The organism is Clostridium sp. K04, assembly GCF_019734375.1.
Lineage (GTDB): Bacteria > Bacillota > Clostridia > Clostridiales > Clostridiaceae > Clostridium > Clostridium saudiense.
In genome coordinates this window covers 35,573-54,832 of record NZ_JAASHD010000023.1, presented here as the reverse complement: position 1 = coordinate 54,832, position 19,260 = coordinate 35,573, and the positions used below count along the sequence as shown (strand labels likewise).

General features: G+C 27.1%; 14 protein-coding genes and 1 pseudogene. 14 read left to right on the top strand and 1 reads right to left on the bottom strand.

Annotation, left to right across the window (positions count from 1 at the left end):
- Nucleotides 1-10 precede the first annotated feature (10 nt).
- The 5 genes from HCG70_RS10880 to HCG70_RS10860 all read left to right on the top strand — a co-directional run bounded on the left by HCG70_RS10880 (nt 11) and on the right by HCG70_RS10860 (nt 5,729).
- A complete protein-coding gene (locus HCG70_RS10880; RefSeq protein ID WP_042400188.1) occupies nt 11-994 on the top strand; it encodes a LacI family DNA-binding transcriptional regulator in 984 nt (327 codons plus the stop codon).
- A gap of 168 nt (nt 995-1,162) precedes the next feature.
- Nucleotides 1,163-2,401 (top strand): MFS transporter, encoded by a 1,239-nt coding sequence (locus tag HCG70_RS10875; RefSeq protein WP_042400191.1) that lies wholly within the window; start codon nt 1,163-1,165, stop codon nt 2,399-2,401.
- Nucleotides 2,402-2,419: 18 nt separating this feature from the next.
- On the top strand, nt 2,420-3,898 hold the full coding sequence (locus HCG70_RS10870; protein ID WP_042400194.1) for a glycoside hydrolase family 32 protein: 1,479 nt from the start codon (nt 2,420-2,422) through the stop codon (nt 3,896-3,898).
- Nucleotides 3,899-4,328: 430 nt separating this feature from the next.
- Nucleotides 4,329-4,637 carry an MGMT family protein gene (locus HCG70_RS10865; protein WP_042400197.1) on the top strand — a complete coding sequence of 103 codons (309 nt, stop codon included), beginning with the start codon at nt 4,329-4,331 and terminating at the stop codon, nt 4,635-4,637.
- Between the two features lie 9 nt (nt 4,638-4,646).
- Nucleotides 4,647-5,729, top strand: a complete 1,083-nt coding sequence (locus tag HCG70_RS10860; RefSeq protein WP_042400200.1) for an HRDC domain-containing protein — start codon at nt 4,647-4,649, stop codon at nt 5,727-5,729.
- A 281-nt stretch (nt 5,730-6,010) separates the two neighbouring features.
- Here HCG70_RS10860 and HCG70_RS10855 read toward each other — a convergent pair whose 3' ends face one another.
- Nucleotides 6,011-6,889, bottom strand: coding sequence for an AraC family transcriptional regulator (locus HCG70_RS10855; protein WP_052330715.1), 879 nt, complete (start codon nt 6,887-6,889; stop codon nt 6,011-6,013).
- A gap of 165 nt (nt 6,890-7,054) precedes the next feature.
- On the opposite strand from HCG70_RS10855, the gene HCG70_RS10850 reads away from it, so the two are divergent.
- The 9 genes and pseudogenes from HCG70_RS10850 (at nt 7,055) to HCG70_RS10810 (ending at nt 19,180) form a co-directional block, all read left to right on the top strand.
- Nucleotides 7,055-8,692 (top strand): alpha-glucosidase, encoded by a 1,638-nt coding sequence (locus tag HCG70_RS10850; RefSeq protein WP_042400203.1) that lies wholly within the window; start codon nt 7,055-7,057, stop codon nt 8,690-8,692.
- A gap of 114 nt (nt 8,693-8,806) precedes the next feature.
- Complete coding sequence (locus tag HCG70_RS10845) at nt 8,807-10,243, top strand: sucrose-specific PTS transporter subunit IIBC (protein WP_042400207.1); 1,437 nt, start codon at nt 8,807-8,809, stop codon at nt 10,241-10,243.
- Between the two features lie 1,491 nt (nt 10,244-11,734).
- The gene (locus tag HCG70_RS10840; RefSeq protein ID WP_042400210.1) at nt 11,735-14,905 is read left to right on the top strand and encodes a DEAD/DEAH box helicase; all 3,171 of its coding nucleotides are present in this window, start codon (nt 11,735-11,737) and stop codon (nt 14,903-14,905) included.
- 11 nt (nt 14,906-14,916) lie between these two features.
- Nucleotides 14,917-15,321 carry an 8-oxo-dGTP diphosphatase MutT gene (gene mutT, locus HCG70_RS10835; RefSeq protein WP_055276185.1) on the top strand — a complete coding sequence of 135 codons (405 nt, stop codon included), beginning with the start codon at nt 14,917-14,919 and terminating at the stop codon, nt 15,319-15,321.
- A gap of 78 nt (nt 15,322-15,399) precedes the next feature.
- Nucleotides 15,400-15,774: a DUF2809 domain-containing protein gene (locus HCG70_RS10830; protein WP_042400217.1), complete on the top strand. Its 375-nt coding sequence runs from the start codon at nt 15,400-15,402 to the stop codon at nt 15,772-15,774.
- Nucleotides 15,775-15,794: 20 nt separating this feature from the next.
- Nucleotides 15,795-16,244, top strand: a complete 450-nt coding sequence (locus HCG70_RS10825) for a metallophosphoesterase family protein (protein ID WP_055276187.1) — start codon at nt 15,795-15,797, stop codon at nt 16,242-16,244.
- 164 nt (nt 16,245-16,408) lie between these two features.
- Nucleotides 16,409-17,095, top strand: a pseudogene (locus tag HCG70_RS10820) (manganese catalase family protein).
- A gap of 82 nt (nt 17,096-17,177) precedes the next feature.
- Nucleotides 17,178-17,879 carry a hypothetical protein gene (locus HCG70_RS10815; RefSeq protein ID WP_055276190.1) on the top strand — a complete coding sequence of 234 codons (702 nt, stop codon included), beginning with the start codon at nt 17,178-17,180 and terminating at the stop codon, nt 17,877-17,879.
- Between the two features lie 239 nt (nt 17,880-18,118).
- Nucleotides 18,119-19,180, top strand: coding sequence for an AEC family transporter (locus HCG70_RS10810; RefSeq protein WP_042400224.1), 1,062 nt, complete (start codon nt 18,119-18,121; stop codon nt 19,178-19,180).
- Nucleotides 19,181-19,260: the final 80 nt, after the last annotated feature.

Sequence of the window (19,260 nt, the reverse complement as noted above, 5' to 3'; positions counted from 1 at the left end):
GGGAAAGTATATGAAAGTTAAAATACAAGATGTAGCTAAAAAGGCAGGGGTTTCACCAACTACTGTATCAAGGGTTCTTAATAATAGAGGATATATAAGTGAGGAAACAAGGGAAAAGGTTAATAGAGCAATGAAGGAACTTAATTATGTTCCAAATGATGTTGCACGTTCATTATTTAATAAAAGAACTAATTTAATAGGATTAATTATACCTACTGTAAGTAATCCTTTTTTCGGAGAACTCACTTTTTATATAGAGACTATTTGTAATTCTATTGGATATAAAGTTTTGATTTGTAACAGTCTTAATAATATTGAAAATGAAAAAAAATATTTAGAAATGCTTATGAGAAACCAAGTTGATGGAATTATAGTTGGAACACATAATCAGGGGATATTAGATTATAAAAATGATAATTTAGCTGTTGTATCTATTGATACATATTTATCAGAAAATATACCAATCATAGGATCGGATAATTATAATGGAGGAAAGATAGCAACAGAACTTTTATTAGATAAAGGATGTAGGAATATAATTAATATAGATGGAGAAGTTAATTTAAGAACACAAGCAAGATTAAGAAAAATTGCATATGAAGATGTAATGAGGGCAAGTAATCAATTACCTATAACTTATGAAGTTATGGGGGCATTTGATAGTAAAAATCAAATTGAGATTGCAAAGCAAATCTTAAATGAACATCCAGAAGTAGATGGAATTTTTGCAACAAATGATTTATTTGCAGCAGCCTTTATAAATGAAGCTAGAAAGCGTGGCAGAAAAATACCAGAAGATATAAAAGTGGTGGGGTATGATGGAACTGAGACAAGTAGAAGCTTGTTGCCAGATTTAACAACTATAAAACAACCAATAGAGCTCATAGCAAAAACATCAATTGATGTATTGATAAAGGAAATTGAAGGAGATTTCTCCTGTAAAAAGTCTCAGATAGCACTTCCAGTATCACTTTTAAAGGGTAAAACCACATAAAATTATAAAAAATTTATATTTATGGATAACATACTAAAAGATATTAATAGGTTTTAGTATGTTATTTTTTTACAAAAAAATATATGAAACCGGTTGACATATGAAAGCGGTTGACATATAATTTATTTAACAAATAAAAATGTTTACAAAAAGAGGGGGATTTTAAAAATGTCAAAATCAAAAGTAGTGTATTTAAAATTGAGTGCTTATTTCTTTTTCTTCTTTGTAACTTGGTCAGCAAGTTATTCATTATTCTCTATTTGGCTTGGACAAGAAATAAATTTAAGTGGAGCAGATACTGGTATTGTATTTTCTGTAAACGCTATCTTTGCTTTATGCATGCAACCTTTATATGGTTATATTTCTGATAAGATAGGATTAAGAAAAAGTATACTTACATTTATAAGTGTATTATTAATTTTTGTGGGACCATTTTATATATATGTTTATGGACCTTTATTAAAATACAATACAATTTTAGGTGCAGTAGTTGGTGGAATTTATTTAGGAACAGCATTTTTAGCTGGTGTTGGAGCAATTGAATCTTATGTAGAAAAAATAGGGCGTAAGTATAATTTTGAATATGGACGTTCTAGAATGTGGGGGTCATTAGGATGGGCTGCTGCTACTTTTTTTGCTGGACAGTTATTCAATATCAATCCTAATATTAATTTTTGGATTGCATCTATTTCAGCTATCATATTATTCTTTATAATCTTATCTATATCAATAGAAATGAGTGATGAAGATTTAGAAAAAGCTCAATCTGTCAAAATAAAAGATGTGTGTTTGCTTTTCAAATTAAAAGAGTTTTGGCTTTTTATACTTTATGTAATCGGTGTAACTTGTTTCTATAATGTTTATGATCAACAATTTCCGTTATATTATTCATCTATGTTTAGTTCAAAAGAAATAGGTAATCAGATATTTGGTTACTTGAATTCATTGCAAGTATTTTTAGAAGCAGGAATGATGTTCATGGCACCATTTATAGTAAATAAAATTGGTGCTAAAAAGGGATTAATTCTTGCAGGATTGTTAATGAGCTTTAGAATTATAGGTTCAGGATTAGCAACAGAGCCAATATTAATATCATGCATGAAATTACTACATTCAGTTGAATTACCAATAATGCTCATTGCAGTATTTAAATATTTAGCAGCTAATTTTGATACTCGTTTATCTTCAATACTATATTTAGTTGGTTATCAGTTTGCTTCTCAAGTAGGTGCAACAGTATTATCACCAGTAATAGGTAGATTTTATGATACTGTAGGTTTCAGCAGTACTTATATTATAATGGGATGTATAGTTTTAGTATTTACAATAATATCAATGTTTACTTTAGCTAGTACAAAAAAAGAAAATCTAGATACGACAAAAGTAGGAAACGTAAATAGTTTATAAAGTGGAGGGAAAATAATAATGTTAGATAAAAGAATTTTAAAAGCAGAAGAAGTTTTAAAAAAGGAAAAAGAAAATGTAAATAAGGAATATAGACTTGGATATCATATTATGGCACCAGCTAATTGGATTAATGATCCTAATGGACTTATTCAATATAAAGGAGAATATCATGCGTTTTATCAACATCATCCTTATGATGAAAACTGGGGGCCTATGCATTGGGGACATGTTAAAAGTAAGGATTTAGTAAATTGGGAACATTGCCCTGTTGCATTAGCACCAGGAGATGAATTTGATAAGGGAGGGTGTTTTTCAGGAAGTGCAGTAGAGGATGATGGAAATCTTGTTTTAATTTATACAGGACATAATTATATAGATAAAGAAAAAGATATATTTTTCGAAAATCAAAATATTGCAGTAAGTAAAGATGGTGGAATTACTTTTGAAAAATATGAAAACAATCCTGTTATAGCTAAACCACCTGTAGATAGTATACATCACTTTAGGGATCCTAAAGTTTGGAAACATGAGGACAAGTGGTACATGGTTGTTGGAAATTCTACAAAGGATAATATAGGAAGAGTAATATTATATACTTCTTCAGATTTATATAAATGGGATTATGTTGGAACACTTGCAACAAGCAAAGGTGAGCTAGGGTATATGTGGGAGTGTCCTGATTTCTTTAAGCTGGGAGATAAGTATGTATTGAGTTTTTCACCACAAGGAATTGAAAAGAAAGATGGCAAATATCCTAATTTATTTCAAACTGGATATATAGTTGGAGATTATGATTATTCTAATAATAAATTTGAACATGGAACATTTAATGAATTTGATAATGGACATGATTTTTATGCTGTTCAAACATTTTTAGATGATAAAGGACGCAGAATTGCAATAGGATGGATGGATATGTGGGAATCTGATATGCCTACTAAAAAAGATGGATGGTGTGGAGCATTAACCCTTCCACGTGAATTAACATTAAGCTCTGATAATAAGATAATGATGAATCCAGTTGAGGAATTAAAAACACTAAGAGAAGAGTGTATTTTACAAGAAGAAAATATAGATGTATATGAAAATAAGAGTTATGAATTAAAAACAAATGAAAGAATGATGGAACTTAACATTACATTTGATTTATCTGAATTTGATGCAGATAAAGTTGGAGTTAAGATAAAAGGAAGTGAGGAAGAAGAATTAAGTTTAAATTATAATAAAGATATTTCAGAGTTAATTCTTGAATGCTCTAAATGTGGTAAAAATAAGGATGGGGCTAGAAAGGCTATTTTAAATAAGCAAGAAGAATTTTCATTAAGAATATTTATAGATAGATCATCAGTTGAAGTATTTGTTAATAATGGAGAGGCTACAATGACAAGTAGAATTTATCCTAAGAATAAATTTGATGAACTTGAAATTTACTCAAATGGTAATGGAGCAAAAATTAAATGCATAGAAGTATGGAAATTAAGAGATGTATGGAAATAATTTTATAATTGCTTTTATTAAAGGATGTTTATTTTAATTAAGAATTAATAGATAATGTTATAAGTAAATTTAATACAATAAAAAGAGCAACCAAGTTGATATGATCTCTTTATAGTAGACAGTTTAAATAATAAAACTGTAACTATAGAGGGAGCATATCACAAAGTAGTTGCTCTTTTATTTTACATTATAAAAATTAAATTAGTTATTAATATTATCTATTTTTATAGGATTAAAACATACTTCAAAGTCTTTACAATGGAATAGGATATACTTAGAGAATATAACATGGTAAAAGAGTTACCAGTAAGTGAACATGGTGGAGTGATGCTTTATTTATAATAATGAAATGATAGAAGAAGTAATTATTAAAAAACAGTGCAAAATATAATAATATCTTAAAGTAAGGAGTTGTATCATAGGTGAATATATGAAAAAGGTTATTAATGAACAATTAATTTATGAAATACTTTCTGTTGTAGAAGAAATCCCTGAAGGGAAAGTAGCTACATATGGACAAATTGCTAAACTTATTGGCAGAGACAAAAATGCACGTCTTGTTGGGAAGGTTCTTAGCCAGGCAGAATTTTATGGGAAATATCCATGCCATCGTGTGGTAAATTATGCTGGCAGACTAGCCCCGGGGTGGAAGGAACAACGATTTTTACTATTAGGAGAAGGTGTATCTTTTAAGGATGAGAATCATGTTGATATGAAGAAAAATCAGTGGGATTATTAGGAGTTAGGTATGGCGATATTTAAAAATTTACTAGGAATAAGGGAAATTAAATCTCCTATATTTTATAAAGAATTTAAAGAAGAAAATAGACAATTATTTGATTTAATAGAGTTAAGGGATAAAGTTAAATCAAATAAAAAAGAATATATAGAAAGGGATATAACATTTTTAAAAGCAGGAATTCAGGGAGAAAGGAATGTATATTTTGAGATTAAGAATTCCTTTATTCCTATGATATGTCTACATGATATAAGGATACAAGATGGAGATTATGTTGCGCAATTAGATTTTATACTAATAACAGCACAGTTTATTATGATTTTAGAAACTAAAAAGCTTAATGGTGATATATACGTAAATCAATCAGGAGACTTTATTAGATACATAAAAAATAGAAATGGAGAAGTTATTAAGAAAGAAGGAATTTATAGTCCTATAGCGCAAAATGGTAGGCATGTAAGAATAGTGAAGAATATGCTTATTAAAAATGGCATTATTAAGAATTTACCTGTTATATCTGGTGTAGTTATAGCTAATCCAAAGAGTATAGTTAATAAATCGAAGGCTCCAAGTAAAATTAAGTATGAAATCTTTAGATATGATCAATTGACTGATGTAATAAGTAATAAAATTAATTATTATAAGAAGGATTATAATATATTTGAGGATATAATGAAGAATATAGGTGAGTTTTTCATTAAAAATAATAAATCAATAACATTTGATTATAATAAAAAGTATTCTTTAACAGAAGAGGATTTTATTAAACAAGGTGTTGAAGAAACATTTAAGGAAAGTGTTAAAGAGGAGATTGTGGAAAGTGTTATTGAGAAAGTAGTAGAAGCTAAAATAGAAGTGGGAGTTAAAAAAGAAAAATCATATGAAGAATTGGTTGATGAATTAAAGCAGTATAGGTTAAATAAAGCAAAGGAAGAAAAAGTGAAACCGTATTTTGTTTATAATAATGAAATGATGGAAGAAATAATTAAGATGAAACCTAAAAATGAGGAAGAACTTATTGCTATTAGAGGTTTTGGACCAGTTAAAATTGAAAAATATGGACAGGATATAATAGATATAATTAAATTATAAGTTTGGATAGAAAATATTTTGAGAATGTATAATGAAATAAGGGATAGGGGTAAGGAACGCATTGACTACACCATTAAACCAATGAAAATAATTTCAGTGTATTATATAATGATTTAGAATTGGTAATAATGAACCGTATCATAAATAAGTGAGGTTTTTACTGAAATTGGATTATTAATATAGGTGAGAGCTTATTTATGATTCGCATCAACAATAAAATCCACTAAAATATAAGAAATGTTTTAGTGGATTTTTTAATTTGTAGTATAAATATATTATTGTTATAAAGATTTTCTGTATTGGGAAGGTGTACAGTTTTTATACTTTTTGAATTGCTTTACAAAATAACTAAAGTTATCTATTCCAACACTTAATGCAATATTAGAAATTGAGAGTGTTTCAGTTTGCAGAAGTTCTGTAGCTTTTTCGATTCTATAACTATTAATATATTCTACAGGTGTTTTTCCAATTACACTTTTAAAAAACCTACAAAAATATTGAACATTCATATTTGCTTCTAAAGCTAAATCTTCAATATATATTTTATCATTGTAATTTTCATGAATATAGTTAAGTATTTTTTTTATTAAATCTATCTTATAATCTTTTTTTATAGATTTAATATTTTTCTTATTTAATAACATATCTTCAGAAATTAATAGTGAAATTATCTTGTATAAAGATGATTTGATATTTAACTGCCATCCATTATTAGAAGTTTTATATATATTTATCATATCTAAAATCTCTTTAAGTATTTTTTTTTTAACTTTACTGTTTTTCGGAAGTGATGTTGGAAAACTAATTATATTATTTAATATAGGTATAATATAATTTATTTCACAATAGTCGAAATATGAACTACTTAATATTTGGGGTGAAAAAACAATAGCATGATGTAAAGATGCTTTATTATCTACTGAATTAATAAGATGTAATTGTTCTGAATTTATAAAGAAATAATCTCCAGGTTTTGCAATTATAGTAACCATATCAATATCAATTTTTAATTCACCCTTTTCTATATATATAATTTCAATTTCATTGTGCCAGTGAAAAGGGACAGAATAATTTCCTATTGAATCTAAGTGACTGTATATGTGAAAAGGAAACATAGCAGTTCCATGATTGGATTTTTCTTTTAAGTTTATATTTGCCATAAAAATAAACCTCCTTAAAAAAGTCAAAATAATGTTATTTTAGGATAAAATAGAGCAAGTTTAAAAAAAAAATAGTATGTATAATACAATTATAGATTGATATAAATGAAAATCAATATATATTTTTAGCATAAAAGAAAAAGTTATAAATAGGTAGGTGATTTTATGGAGCGCAAGTGGTGGCATGACTCAATAGTATATCAAATTTATCCACGTAGTTATATGGATAGTAATAATGATGGAATTGGAGATTTGAGAGGAATAATATCAAAGTTAGGTTATTTAAGAGATTTAGGTATAGATGTAATTTGGCTTAGTCCAGTATATAAATCTCCTAATGTAGATAATGGTTATGACATAAGCGATTACTATGACATAATGGATGAATTTGGAACAATGGATGATATGAAGGAATTAATTAATAAGGCTAAAGAATTTAATATTAAAATTCTTATGGATTTAGTTGTTAATCATACATCTGATAAACATAAGTGGTTCATTGAGGCAATAAAAGGAAAGGATAATCCTTATAGAGATTTTTATATTTGGAGAGACCCAGTAGATGGGGGTGTTCCAAATGAACTTCAATCAAATTTTGGAGGACCAGCATGGACTTATGATGAGGCATCGGGTCAATATTATTTCCATTTACATGATAAGAGACAACCAGACTTAAATTGGGAAAATCCCTTAGTAAGAGAAAAAATATATGAAATGATTAATTTTTGGTTAGAACTTGGAGTAGGTGGATTTAGATTAGATGTTATAGATTTAATAGGTAAAGATGTAGATAAACTAATAACTAAAAATGGACCTAAGTTACATGAATATTTACAAGAGATGAATAAAAGAACTTTTGGAGGATATGACTCATTAACTGTTGGAGAAACATGGGGAGCAACACCAGAAATAGCTAAGTTATATAGTTCACCAAATAGAAAAGAATTAAGTATGGTATTCCAGTTTGAAGTTATTTCATTAGATAAACAAGAAGGTAAAAGTAGATGGGATTTAGCACCTTTAGATTTCATAAAGTTTAAAGAAACTTTTAAGAAATGGCAAGTAGAATTATACGAAGAAGGTTGGAATAGTTTATTTGGAAATAATCATGATCTTCCAAGAATGGTTTCAAGGTGGGGAAATGATAAAGAATTTAGAGTTGAAAGTGCAAAAATGTTAGCTACTATGTTGCATATGCAAAAGGGGACGCCTTACATTTATCAAGGTGAAGAAATAGGAATGACTAATATAAGACTTAATTCTATAAAAGATTACAATGATATAGAAACTTTAAATGTTTATAAAGCGCGAAGAGCTTTAGGATATAGCGAGCAAGATGTTATGAATTCTATTTATGCAAAGAGTAGAGATAATGGAAGAACTCCAATGCAATGGAGCAAAGAAAAAAATGCAGGTTTTACAGAAGGAAAAGCATGGTTACATATAAATGATAATTATCGTTATATAAATGTAGAAGATTCAATTAATGATGAAAATTCAATATTAAATTATTATAAGAAACTAATAAAACTAAGAAGAGAGAATGATGTAATTAAATATGGGACTTTTGAATTGATTTTAGATAATCATAAAGAGGTATTTGCATATATAAGGAAGTATAAAAATATAGAACTTTTAGTAATATGCAATTTCTATAGTAATAATATAGAAATTGAATTACCAAATGAATATAGTGAGTATTCCTATGAAACTTTATTAACAAATTATACTGATAGTGCAAAGTTTAGCAATGTTATAAGTTTAAGACCATATGAAACAATAGTTTATAAGTTTAAAAAATAATTTTGGAGCGGCTATTGATAATACATCAATTAAAGATTTATTATCAAAGCCAATCTATAAAATAAATTTATATAATTAATGAAAACGATTTTTAAGAAAGGTGGAGAGAAAAATATGGCTACAGAGCAAAAAATAAAAACTAGCTCAAAAGAAATTTTAGACATAATTGGTGGAAAGGATAATATTATAAGTGCAGCTCACTGTGCAACCAGATTAAGATTAGTTTTAAAAGATGAAAGTATAGTTGATTTAGATAGGTTATCAGATGTTGAAATAGTAAAAGGTTATTTTTCAAATTCAGGTCAATTTCAGATAATAATTGGTAGTGGAACTGTTGATGAAGTATATAAAGAAATAATTGCTTTAGCAGGAATAACAGAATCTAGCAAAGAGGAGATTAAAAAGAAAGCAGATGAGAAATTGAATCCTCTTCAAGCATTAGTTAAGACATTATCTAATTTATTCGTTCCAATATTACCAGCATTAATTGCTAGTGGTTTATTAATGGGAATAAATAATGTGCTAACATCGCAAGATTTGTTTATTCAAGGTAAATCTATAGTAGAAGCATATCCTCAAATTGCAGATTTAGCTAGGCTAATAAATACTTTTGCAAATGCAGCATATGTATTTTTACCAATATTAATAGCATTTTCAGCTACTAAGTTATTTGGAGGAAATCCGTATTTAGGAGCAGTTATTGGAATGATAATGGTTCATCCAGATTTATTAAATGGATATAGTTATGGGGCTGCAGTTGTTGATGGAACAATTCCAACTTGGAATATATTTGGATTAAGTATAGAAAGTGTAGGTTATCAAGGTACAGTATTACCTGTAATTGCATCTTCGTATATTTTAGCTAAGATTGAAAAGCTTTTAAGAAAGGTAATTCCAGAATTCTTAGATAACTTATTAACTCCGTTATTTACAGTATTTATTACAGGACTTGCAACATTTATGGTAGTAGGACCAATAATGCGAGGCGCTGGTGAAATCATAACAAATGCTCTTATGTGGCTTTATAATACTTTGGGATTCCTTGGAGGAGCAGTATTAGGATTTATATATGCACCTCTTACAATGACTGGAATGCATCATAGTATACTTCCAGTAGAAATGCAATTATTCGCTAATATAGCAGTAACTGGAGGTTCATTTTTCTTAGCAATTGCATCTTGTAACAATGTAGCACAAGGTGCAGCGTCATTAGCATCAATTATTACATCAAAAAATAAAAAATTAAGAAGCATAGCATTAACATCAGGTATATCAGCATTATTAGGGATTACTGAACCAGCTATGTTTGGTGTTAATTTAAAGTTAAAAACACCCTTCTATTCTGCTATGATAGGTAGTGCTTTGGGTTCTGCATATTCGGTATTTACAAATGTATTAAATGTATCTCCAGGGCCAACAGGGATTATAGGTTTTGTAACAATAAGACCTCAAAATATAGTAAACTTCTTTATCTCGCTTGGAATAGCTTTTGTGGTTACATTTATATTAACATTAGTTTTATCTAAAAAAAATAAAAGTATAACTATTTAGAGAGATATTCAAGGAGAAAGAGTTAAAATATATCTACAAATTTAGTATAAAAATTAAAATTAAAAATAATAAACAAGGTGAAATACAATGGTAAAGTCTTGAAATGCAAAGATTTTTCCGTTGTATTTTATTATATTTTGAATAATACATGTTAGATTTGTGATTCTAAAAAGATTCTTTAATGGTGAGTAGAAATAAAAAATCTATTAAATATACGATAAAGATAATTTATAACGATAACACTATATTTAGTAAATAAAACAAAAGATATGTATAGAGTTGTTAAAATTATAATCATTTAGTATAAGGAAGTATGTTGGAAAATAGAATTATAGTTTTATCTGAATTAAAGCTAATTATAAATATATATTATATATAAAATAAGAGTTTTTACATATTTTCCAATGTGTAGCACACTTTTTTGAGAAGAGGAGTTTAAAATGGAAAAATTTATTTAAAAGAACAATTAAAGCAATTAAAAAAGTATAAAATTGAAGTTATTAAAAGTATACATGATACTGTTAATATACTAGAGAAAAATTATGGTATTAGGGATGTAGAGCAAGATTTAGGTGGATATGTAGTTATAGCAGAAAATATCGTAGATATCGAAATAATGAAACAAGATAAATTACAGGTTTAATACCAGAATATACCAATGTAATTAAAATACTCAATAGAGAAAATTTATATCAAGGAGCTAAAGAGAGATGAAGTAAGGTTCTGTGTCTACAAGGCCACTAGAGAGGTGATGAAACATACATTCCAAGAAGTCTTGATGTAACAGAACTAGAATTAATAGAGCTAATAAAAGAAAAAACTAAGTTAAGAGAAAGATTGAAAAAGCAAGCTAATTTAATTACACAGATTGAAGCTTTACAGTATAAATCATAATATAGTAGTCTAGAGGAAATAAAAAATGAAAACTTTACTAAATATAAAGAATATTCGTTAGTAGCTTATAATTTTGATACTATAGGTTTTGAAAAAAATTAAAGAGTATCTACTAGATGAAATAAAGCAAATAAAGGATAATGGAGAGATAACTGTAGAGACGAGTTTAAGAAGATTAGCATTAATATATGATTGAAAGAATTTTGAAAATTATTAAAAAAATAAACCTCACTTAATACTGATACGGAGAACCGTATCATAAGTAAATGTTAACTTTACTAAAGTTGTATAAGTAATTAATAGAAGATACCTTACAAAGACGGTAGATTAAAATCCATGCATAATTTTATGGGAAATATCCATACCATCGTGTGGTAAATTATGCTGGTAGACTAGAGCTAAGGGGAAGAACAACGATTTTTACTCTCAAAGGAGTGATAAGATAATAATGGTTGATAAAATATAGTGTACTGCAAAGGTGAAGCTTCGATTTTATCAAATAAATAAAAAGCTACATAAAACTGTAGCTTTTTATTATATTCAAATATGCTAAAATTAAATAATAAACTAATTTTCATTATATTGGAGGGAGCAATATTGAAAGAAGGACTCTATGAGCAAGTAATAAACAAAGAAATACTACAACAATTAGAAAACATAGAACAAGAAAACTTCATTATAGATAAAGATAAAATAGATAAAGAAGAAGCTAAAGCAATACTTTCACAATACATATCACAAGTAATAAGAAAATCCCTTAACTACATTAGAGACAAAGAAAAAGAAGATAGCGAAAAATTAATAAAACAAATACAAGCCTGTAATGACATAATTAACATATTAAGCCAAGTGTCAAATGAAGAAGATATTAAAAAATATGAAATAGATAAAAATGGAGAAATGCTTAATGCTCTATACTCAAAAATAAATAATAAAAGAGCAATTAATAACAAAGCAGCAATAAGACCAATAACTCCATTATCACAAAGTTCGCTATTTACAGGTTCAGGTCAAGAACCCAATATGTTAGGTGAATTAAATAAGGAAATACTATCATGTGATTCAATTGATTTGCTAGTTTCATTCGTAAAATGGAGTGGTATTAGATGTATAATGGACAGTCTTACAGAAGCAACTAGAGAGCAGAATAAAAAGTTAAGAATAATTACAACATCTTACATGGGAGCAACGGATGAAAAGGCTATACAAGAATTAAGTAAGTTGCCTAACACTGAAATAAAGATTTCATATGATACAAAAAGGACAAGACTTCATGCAAAGGCTTATATGTTTAAAAGAGATACAGGATTTACTACTGCATACATAGGATCATCAAATTTATCAAATGCAGCATTAACTTCAGGGTTAGAATGGAACTTAAAGGTTACAGAGCAAGATTCATTTGATATTATTAAAAAGTTTGAAGCTACTTTTGAAAGTTATTGGAATGATTCAGAATTTGTATCTTATACTGGAACAGAAGAAGATAAAAAGCAATTAAGAATTTCTTTAAAATTAGAGAAAAATTATAATGATGAAGATACGTCATTTGGATTTGATATTAGACCTTATGCATATCAAAAGGAAATATTAGAAACTCTTAAAGTTGAAAGAAAGATACATAATAAATATAGAAATTTAGTAGTTGCAGCTACTGGTGTAGGTAAAACAGTTATTTCAGCATTTGATTATAGAGATTTTTGTATAGAAAATAGGGGAAAAGCCAATAGACTTTTATTTGTGGTTCATAGAGAAGAAATATTAAAGCAAGCTAGATCAACATTTAGAGCGATATTAAAAAATAATAACTTTGGAGAATTAATGGTTGGTGGAAGAAAACCAGAAAGCTTAGATCATTTATTTGTTTCTATTCAAAGTTTAAATAGTAAAGATTTATGTGAAATAACATCAGAAGATTATTATGACTTCATAATAATAGATGAATTCCACCATGCTGCGGCACCATCTTATCAAAGGTTATTAAGTTATTATAAGCCTAAGGTATTATTAGGATTAACAGCAACACCAGAAAGAAATGATAATCAAGATATATTTAAATTTTTTGAAGATAGAATATCAGGAGAAATAAGATTACCAGAAGCTATAGATAGAAAGTTATTAAGTCCATTCCAATACTTTGCAGTATCAGATACAGTTGACTTATCAAAGCTAAAATGGCAAAGAAGAGGATATAGCATAAGTGACTTAAATAATGTTTATACTGGTAATGATAAAAGAGTTAGTGATATTTTAGTTGCTTTAAATAAATATGTTACTGATATAGATGAAGTAGTAGGTTTAGGATTTTGTGTTAGTAAAGAGCATGCTAAATTTATGGCAAACAAATTTAATGAGGCAGGAATAGAATCAATAGCATTAACTTCTGAAAGTAAAAAGGAAGAAAGAGATAATGCTAAAGAAAGGCTTGTTAAAGGAGAAATAAAGTTTATTTTTGTAGTTGATATTTATAATGAGGGTGTGGACATTCCTGAGATTAATACAATATTATTTTTAAGACCAACTGAAAGTTTAACAGTGTTCTTGCAGCAATTAGGAAGAGGATTAAGATTACATGATAAAAAAGAATGCTTAACGGTTCTTGATTTTGTAGGTCAAGCACATAAAAACTATAATTTTGAGGATAAGTTTAGGGCGTTAATAGGAAAAACAAATAAGCCTGTAAAAGATTATATTGAAAATGGATTTTTAACACTACCAAAAGGATGTTATATTCAACTAGAAAAGGAAGCAAAGGAATATATATTAAGAAATATTAAATCAGCTAGTAATACAAAAGCAAATTTGTTAAGTAAGTTAAGAAGTTTTAAAAATGATACAGATTTAGAGTTAACATTAGAAAATTTCTTAAAATATCATAACTTATCATTAGTAGATTTCTATGGTAAAACTAAAGATAGAAGTTTTTCAAGAATGTGTGTAATAGCAGAGCAAAGAGATGATTTTACAGAAGAAAATGAAGTAGAAATAACTAAAAAGTTATACAACTTGTTGTTTGTAAATTCAAGAAGGTTTATTGAATTTGTTATAGGATTAATAAAAAATAATGATGATATTTCTAATGTAGAATTTACAAATGAAGAGTCTTTAATGCTAAATATGATGTATTATATATTCTATAATGATGCACCAGAAAAGATAGGATTAACTTCAATAAAAGAAGGTATTAATAAGCTATTAAATAATAAAGTAATGATGAATGAAGCTTGTGAAATATTAAAATATAACTTTGATCATCTTAACTTTGTAGATAAGAAAGTAAACTTAGGATTTGATTGCCCTTTAGATTTACATTGTGATTATTCAACAGATGTTATTATGGCTGCCTTTGGATATTATAATGAAGAAAAGAAACCAGCCTTTAGGGAAGGAGTTAAGTACTTTGAGGATAAAGGAATTGATATATTTTTTATTACATTAAATAAAAGTGATAAGGATTTTTCACCATCAACTTTATATGAAGATTATGCAATCAATGAAAGGTTATTTCACTGGCAAACTCAAAGTAAAACTTCAACAGAAAGTGCAACGGGGAAAAGATATATTAATCATTTAAAAACAGGAAATAAGATTGCTCTTTTTGTTAGAGAATATAAAACTAGAGATGGACTTACATCACCATTTACTTATTTAGGAACTTGTGAGTATAGAAGTCATAGTGGAAATAAACCTATTAGTTTTATATGGGAACTTAATGAAGAAATTCCACCAAGTATGATTAATAAGGCAAACAAGACAATAATTATTTAGGAGAAAAACATATGAAGACAATAGAAGTAGTTGCAGCAATAATAAAAAAACAAGATAAAATATTCATTACAAGAAGAAGCTATGGAGAATTTGCAGATATGTGGGAATTTCCAGGTGGAAAAATAGAATTAGGAGAAAGTAGAGAAGAGGCATTAATTCGAGAAGTAAAAGAAGAACTTGAACTAGATATAAATAATTTAGAATATCTAACAACAGTAGAGTACGATTATCCAAACTTTCACTTAACAATGCATTGTTTTATTTGTGAAATATGTGGTGGAGAGTTAGTGTTAAATGCCCATAATGATGCTAAATGGGTTTCCTTAGAAGAACTATCAACACAAAAATGGGTACCAGCAGATGTTGAAGTAGTTGAAAAGATACTAAATGATTTTAAAATTAATAAAATAGATTAAATAAGTGAGAGTTTGGTAGAAATTTCTATTAAGCTCTTATTTATTTTAGTATAATATTGGTATAAGAGAGGAAAGATTATGAGAAGAAATAGAATTTTATATTTAATTTTAACGATAATTACAATAATACTAGGTTTGTTATCAAGAAAGGTTCAGGGATTACCACAAATAATATCATCTTATTCAGGAGATGCTTTATGGGCACTTATGGTATTTTTCTTATTTTCTTTTTTATTTAACAAAAAATCTACTATATTCATTTTAGTAATATCAATAATATTTTCCTATGGAATAGAAATAAGTCAGCTTTATCATGCACCTTGGATTGATTCAATAAGAGCTACAACTTTAGGTGGGCTAATATTAGGATTTGGATTCCTATGGAGTGATTTAATTTGTTATACAGTAGGAATTGTAATTGGAGCAATAATAGATAAGATTATAAATAATTAATTATAGAGAGGAGAAGTTATATGAAATTAGGAGTTATTTCAGATACACATGGAGTATTAAGAGAAGAAGTAGTTGAACGTCTTCAAGAATGTGATTACATAATTCATGCAGGAGATATAGGGAATAAGGATATAATCGATAAATTAGAGAGTATAACAAAAACTTTTGTTGTAAGAGGAAATAATGATGACGATGAGTGGGGTCTTACTCTTCCAGAATATAGAGAAATAGAAATGGATGAAATATTAATTTATCTTGTTCATGATAAAGCAGATATTCCAAAAGATTTAAGGGAAGTAGATTTAGTTATTTATGGTCATTCACATAAGTTTAGCAATGAAAAGATTGATAATATTATATATCTAAATCCGGGTTCATGTGGAAGAAAAAGATTTTCACTACCTTTATCTATGGCAATAGCTGAAGTAAATTTAGATGATATAAGAATTGAAAAAATAGATTTAAATTAAAGTTTATTGAAATAAGAGTATACATAACAAAATATAAATTAATTAAATGATACCTAAGGTATTTGAATAAAAAAATTAATAAATTAGCATAAGATTAATGAACTAAGAAAAACTAATAAAGAACATTTAAAATAAGTTTAATATTAGTGAAAGAAGGAGAGAATATGTTTAAGCATGAGAAACATTTAATACGTGAAGTAAAGGTTGAGAAGCCTAATTAAACATATGCTAATTTAATGTAGGAGCAATTAGGTGGAGCTAATGGAGAGTTAACAGCAGCATTAACTTATTTTATTCAAAGCTTTAGAGTTGATAATAAAGAAATAAAGGATTTATTTTTAGATATTGCTGCTGAAGAATTTGGTCATGCAGAAATGGTAGCAGAAACTATTAATTTATTAAATGGTAAAGATGTAACAGCACCACCAGCACAAGTTGGAGCAGTTGAAGCAACTACTACTTCAAGATTAACACCAATGCTTGCTAATTCTTCAGGATATTTATGGACAGCTGCATATGTAAATGAAACAGGTGACTTAGCAGCAGATTTATTGACTAATATAGGTAATGAGCAAAGAACTAAAACAACTTATGAAAATCTTTATAGACAAATAAAAGATAAGTATGTTAGAGAAACTATTCAATATTTATTACAACGTGAAGAAGCACATAACACAATGTTTAGAGAAGCATTTAATAAAATGCTTGGAACAGGTTCATTAAAGGATTGGGGAGATACAAAAGATGCTAAGATTTATCTAAATTTATCTACACCAGGTCAGTATTTTGGTGATTTAAAAGATCCAAAAGCACCAGCATTTGAAGAACCAGATCCAGGTGAAAATAAGTAAACTACTACTTTATTAAAAATTTACTAATGATATACCTATTTGTGATATAATTAACATATAAATCAAAATTGGGGTATTAGTAATGAAAATTAAGATAATTAGTCTAGAAGATGAAAAAAGTATTAGTTTTAAGAATTCTTCATTAGGATTCGAAATAGTAGATAATAATAGTAAATATTATAAAGTCGAACAAGATATAGTTGAAATTTCTTATTTACTAGAAAAGGATGTAAATATTGAAAATTATAATTTGAAAAATAATTCAGATATAATTTTAATAGTAGCAAAAAGTTTTGAAGGTAAAAATATAGAAATTATAAAAAAAATAAAAAGTAAATATAATATTATAGTTGCAATTGGTGATGTAAATTTATCAGATAAATATACAAGAGATGAATTTAATAAATTAAATAATGTATTAATTGTAGCTGAATTAAAAAAAGAAAATAAAATAGATTTAAAATTATTAAGTTTAATTCTTAAAAACAAAGAAATATTTAACAAATCAAGTATTGAGAAACAAAGAAGTACTATTTTAATAGATAGCAATGAAAGTATTGGCAAAGTAGTATTATCTTTATTAGAACAGTTTAATTATATTCAAAATAATAAAGAATATAATTTATATCTATATTCAAAAGACGAGATTGGATTGCAAGAGCTAGCATATTTAGAAGATCCTATAAGAGAATATATTTATGATGAAGCCACATTGAAAATAGATACATTTACTAATGAAGATATTACTGATAAAAATTATTTTGTAGTATTTGAAGCTAAATAAATTAAATAAAGTAAGTAGTTATAGGTGAAAGTCTAGTTAATTTATACAAAAATGTATAATTAACTGGACTTTTTAATGTTTAAATAAATTAATTGTTAAATTTATAACTTAAATAACTTAAATAATTATTTAAAAAGTTAAATAAATTGTAGGAAAAAGTCGAAGCTTGTACAATAATTCTTGTGAAAGAGATTAAACATAAAAATGAATGTTAAAAAATATACAAGGAGAAAAGTTATATGTTAGAAATAATTAAAAACACATTAACAGACAATGCGATTTTAGGAGCTATATTTTCATCAGTAGCAATAATTCTTTTAGGATTTTATTTAAGAAAAAAGGAAATTTTAAATTCAAATGCTTCTAAAATGTTAACAAAGCTTGTTCTTACAATTTCATTACCTGCATTAGCATTTACATCATTTATGAAAGATATAAACGGAGAGCAGTTAAAACAAGGTATGAGTATATTAGTTTGGGGATTTGCAATTTATATTGTATTAATACCAATAACTAAAATAATGTATGCAAAAGTAAAAGGCGATAAACAAGATGTTTATAGAGTACTTACTATATTTGGTTCAACTACATTCTTTGGTACACCGATAGTTACTGCAGTATATGGTGCAGTAGGTACTATGTACTCAAACATATTTAACATTGCATATAGAGTATTTTTATATTCATATGCCTTTGTAAAAATGTCAGGCACAAAAATGGATAAAGATAATTTTAAAAAGAATATGAAAGAAATTTTCTTAAATCCAATAATAATAGCCACATTCTTAGGATTATTTATATGGTTATTCCAAGAAAAATTACCTCAAATAGCAGTAGCTACAGCAGATGGTACTACTAACTATGCATTTTTGAGAATTGACCAAACATTACCTTGGTTCTATAAACCACTTACTTATTTAAGTAGTTTAGCTTCACCACTTGCTTGGATTTCAATTGGTGCAACATTAGCGGAAGTTCCATTTAAAAAAGCAGTATCACAAAAAGATGCTTGGGGATATAGCTTAATTAAAGTATTATGTGTTCCAGCTATAAACTTTGTTTTATTATTAGCTGTTAGCAAATTAGGAATATTACCAGTTTCTTTTGAAGGAATGGCAACAACAGTAATAATGATGGCTGCACCAACAGCAACAGTTGCAGCAGCATATGCAATTAGTTATGATAGAGAATCATTATTTACATCAAACTGTTCTTTATTATCAACAGTTGTAGCAGTAGCAGCAATGCCAATACTTATAGTTATATTAGAAGTAATAAGAAACATAGGATTATTTGCATAGAATAATCAATAGAAAATATAAATACAGCAAAAGATTAGGACAAGCCATTCTAAAAATAGAGTGGTTATTGTTCTTAATCA

Excerpts from the sequence above, each read along its gene's own strand:
- HCG70_RS10870 (WP_042400194.1), top strand. The coding sequence starts at position 2,420 with ATGTTAGATAAAAGAATTTTAAAAGCAGAAGAAGTTTTAAAAAAGGAA.
- HCG70_RS10865 (WP_042400197.1), top strand. The coding sequence starts at position 4,329 with ATGAAAAAGGTTATTAATGAACAATTAATTTATGAAATACTTTCTGTT.
- HCG70_RS10830 (WP_042400217.1), top strand. The coding sequence starts at position 15,400 with ATGAGAAGAAATAGAATTTTATATTTAATTTTAACGATAATTACAATA.
- HCG70_RS10850 (WP_042400203.1), top strand. The coding sequence starts at position 7,055 with ATGGAGCGCAAGTGGTGGCATGACTCAATAGTATATCAAATTTATCCA.
- HCG70_RS10815 (WP_055276190.1), top strand. The coding sequence starts at position 17,178 with ATGAAAATTAAGATAATTAGTCTAGAAGATGAAAAAAGTATTAGTTTT.
- HCG70_RS10810 (WP_042400224.1), top strand. The coding sequence starts at position 18,119 with ATGTTAGAAATAATTAAAAACACATTAACAGACAATGCGATTTTAGGA.
- HCG70_RS10880 (WP_042400188.1), top strand. The coding sequence starts at position 11 with ATGAAAGTTAAAATACAAGATGTAGCTAAAAAGGCAGGGGTTTCACCA.
- HCG70_RS10855 (WP_052330715.1), bottom strand. The coding sequence starts at position 6,889 with ATGGCAAATATAAACTTAAAAGAAAAATCCAATCATGGAACTGCTATG.
- mutT (WP_055276185.1), top strand. The coding sequence starts at position 14,917 with ATGAAGACAATAGAAGTAGTTGCAGCAATAATAAAAAAACAAGATAAA.
- HCG70_RS10875 (WP_042400191.1), top strand. The coding sequence starts at position 1,163 with ATGTCAAAATCAAAAGTAGTGTATTTAAAATTGAGTGCTTATTTCTTT.
- HCG70_RS10860 (WP_042400200.1), top strand. The coding sequence starts at position 4,647 with ATGGCGATATTTAAAAATTTACTAGGAATAAGGGAAATTAAATCTCCT.
- HCG70_RS10845 (WP_042400207.1), top strand. The coding sequence starts at position 8,807 with ATGGCTACAGAGCAAAAAATAAAAACTAGCTCAAAAGAAATTTTAGAC.
- HCG70_RS10825 (WP_055276187.1), top strand. The coding sequence starts at position 15,795 with ATGAAATTAGGAGTTATTTCAGATACACATGGAGTATTAAGAGAAGAA.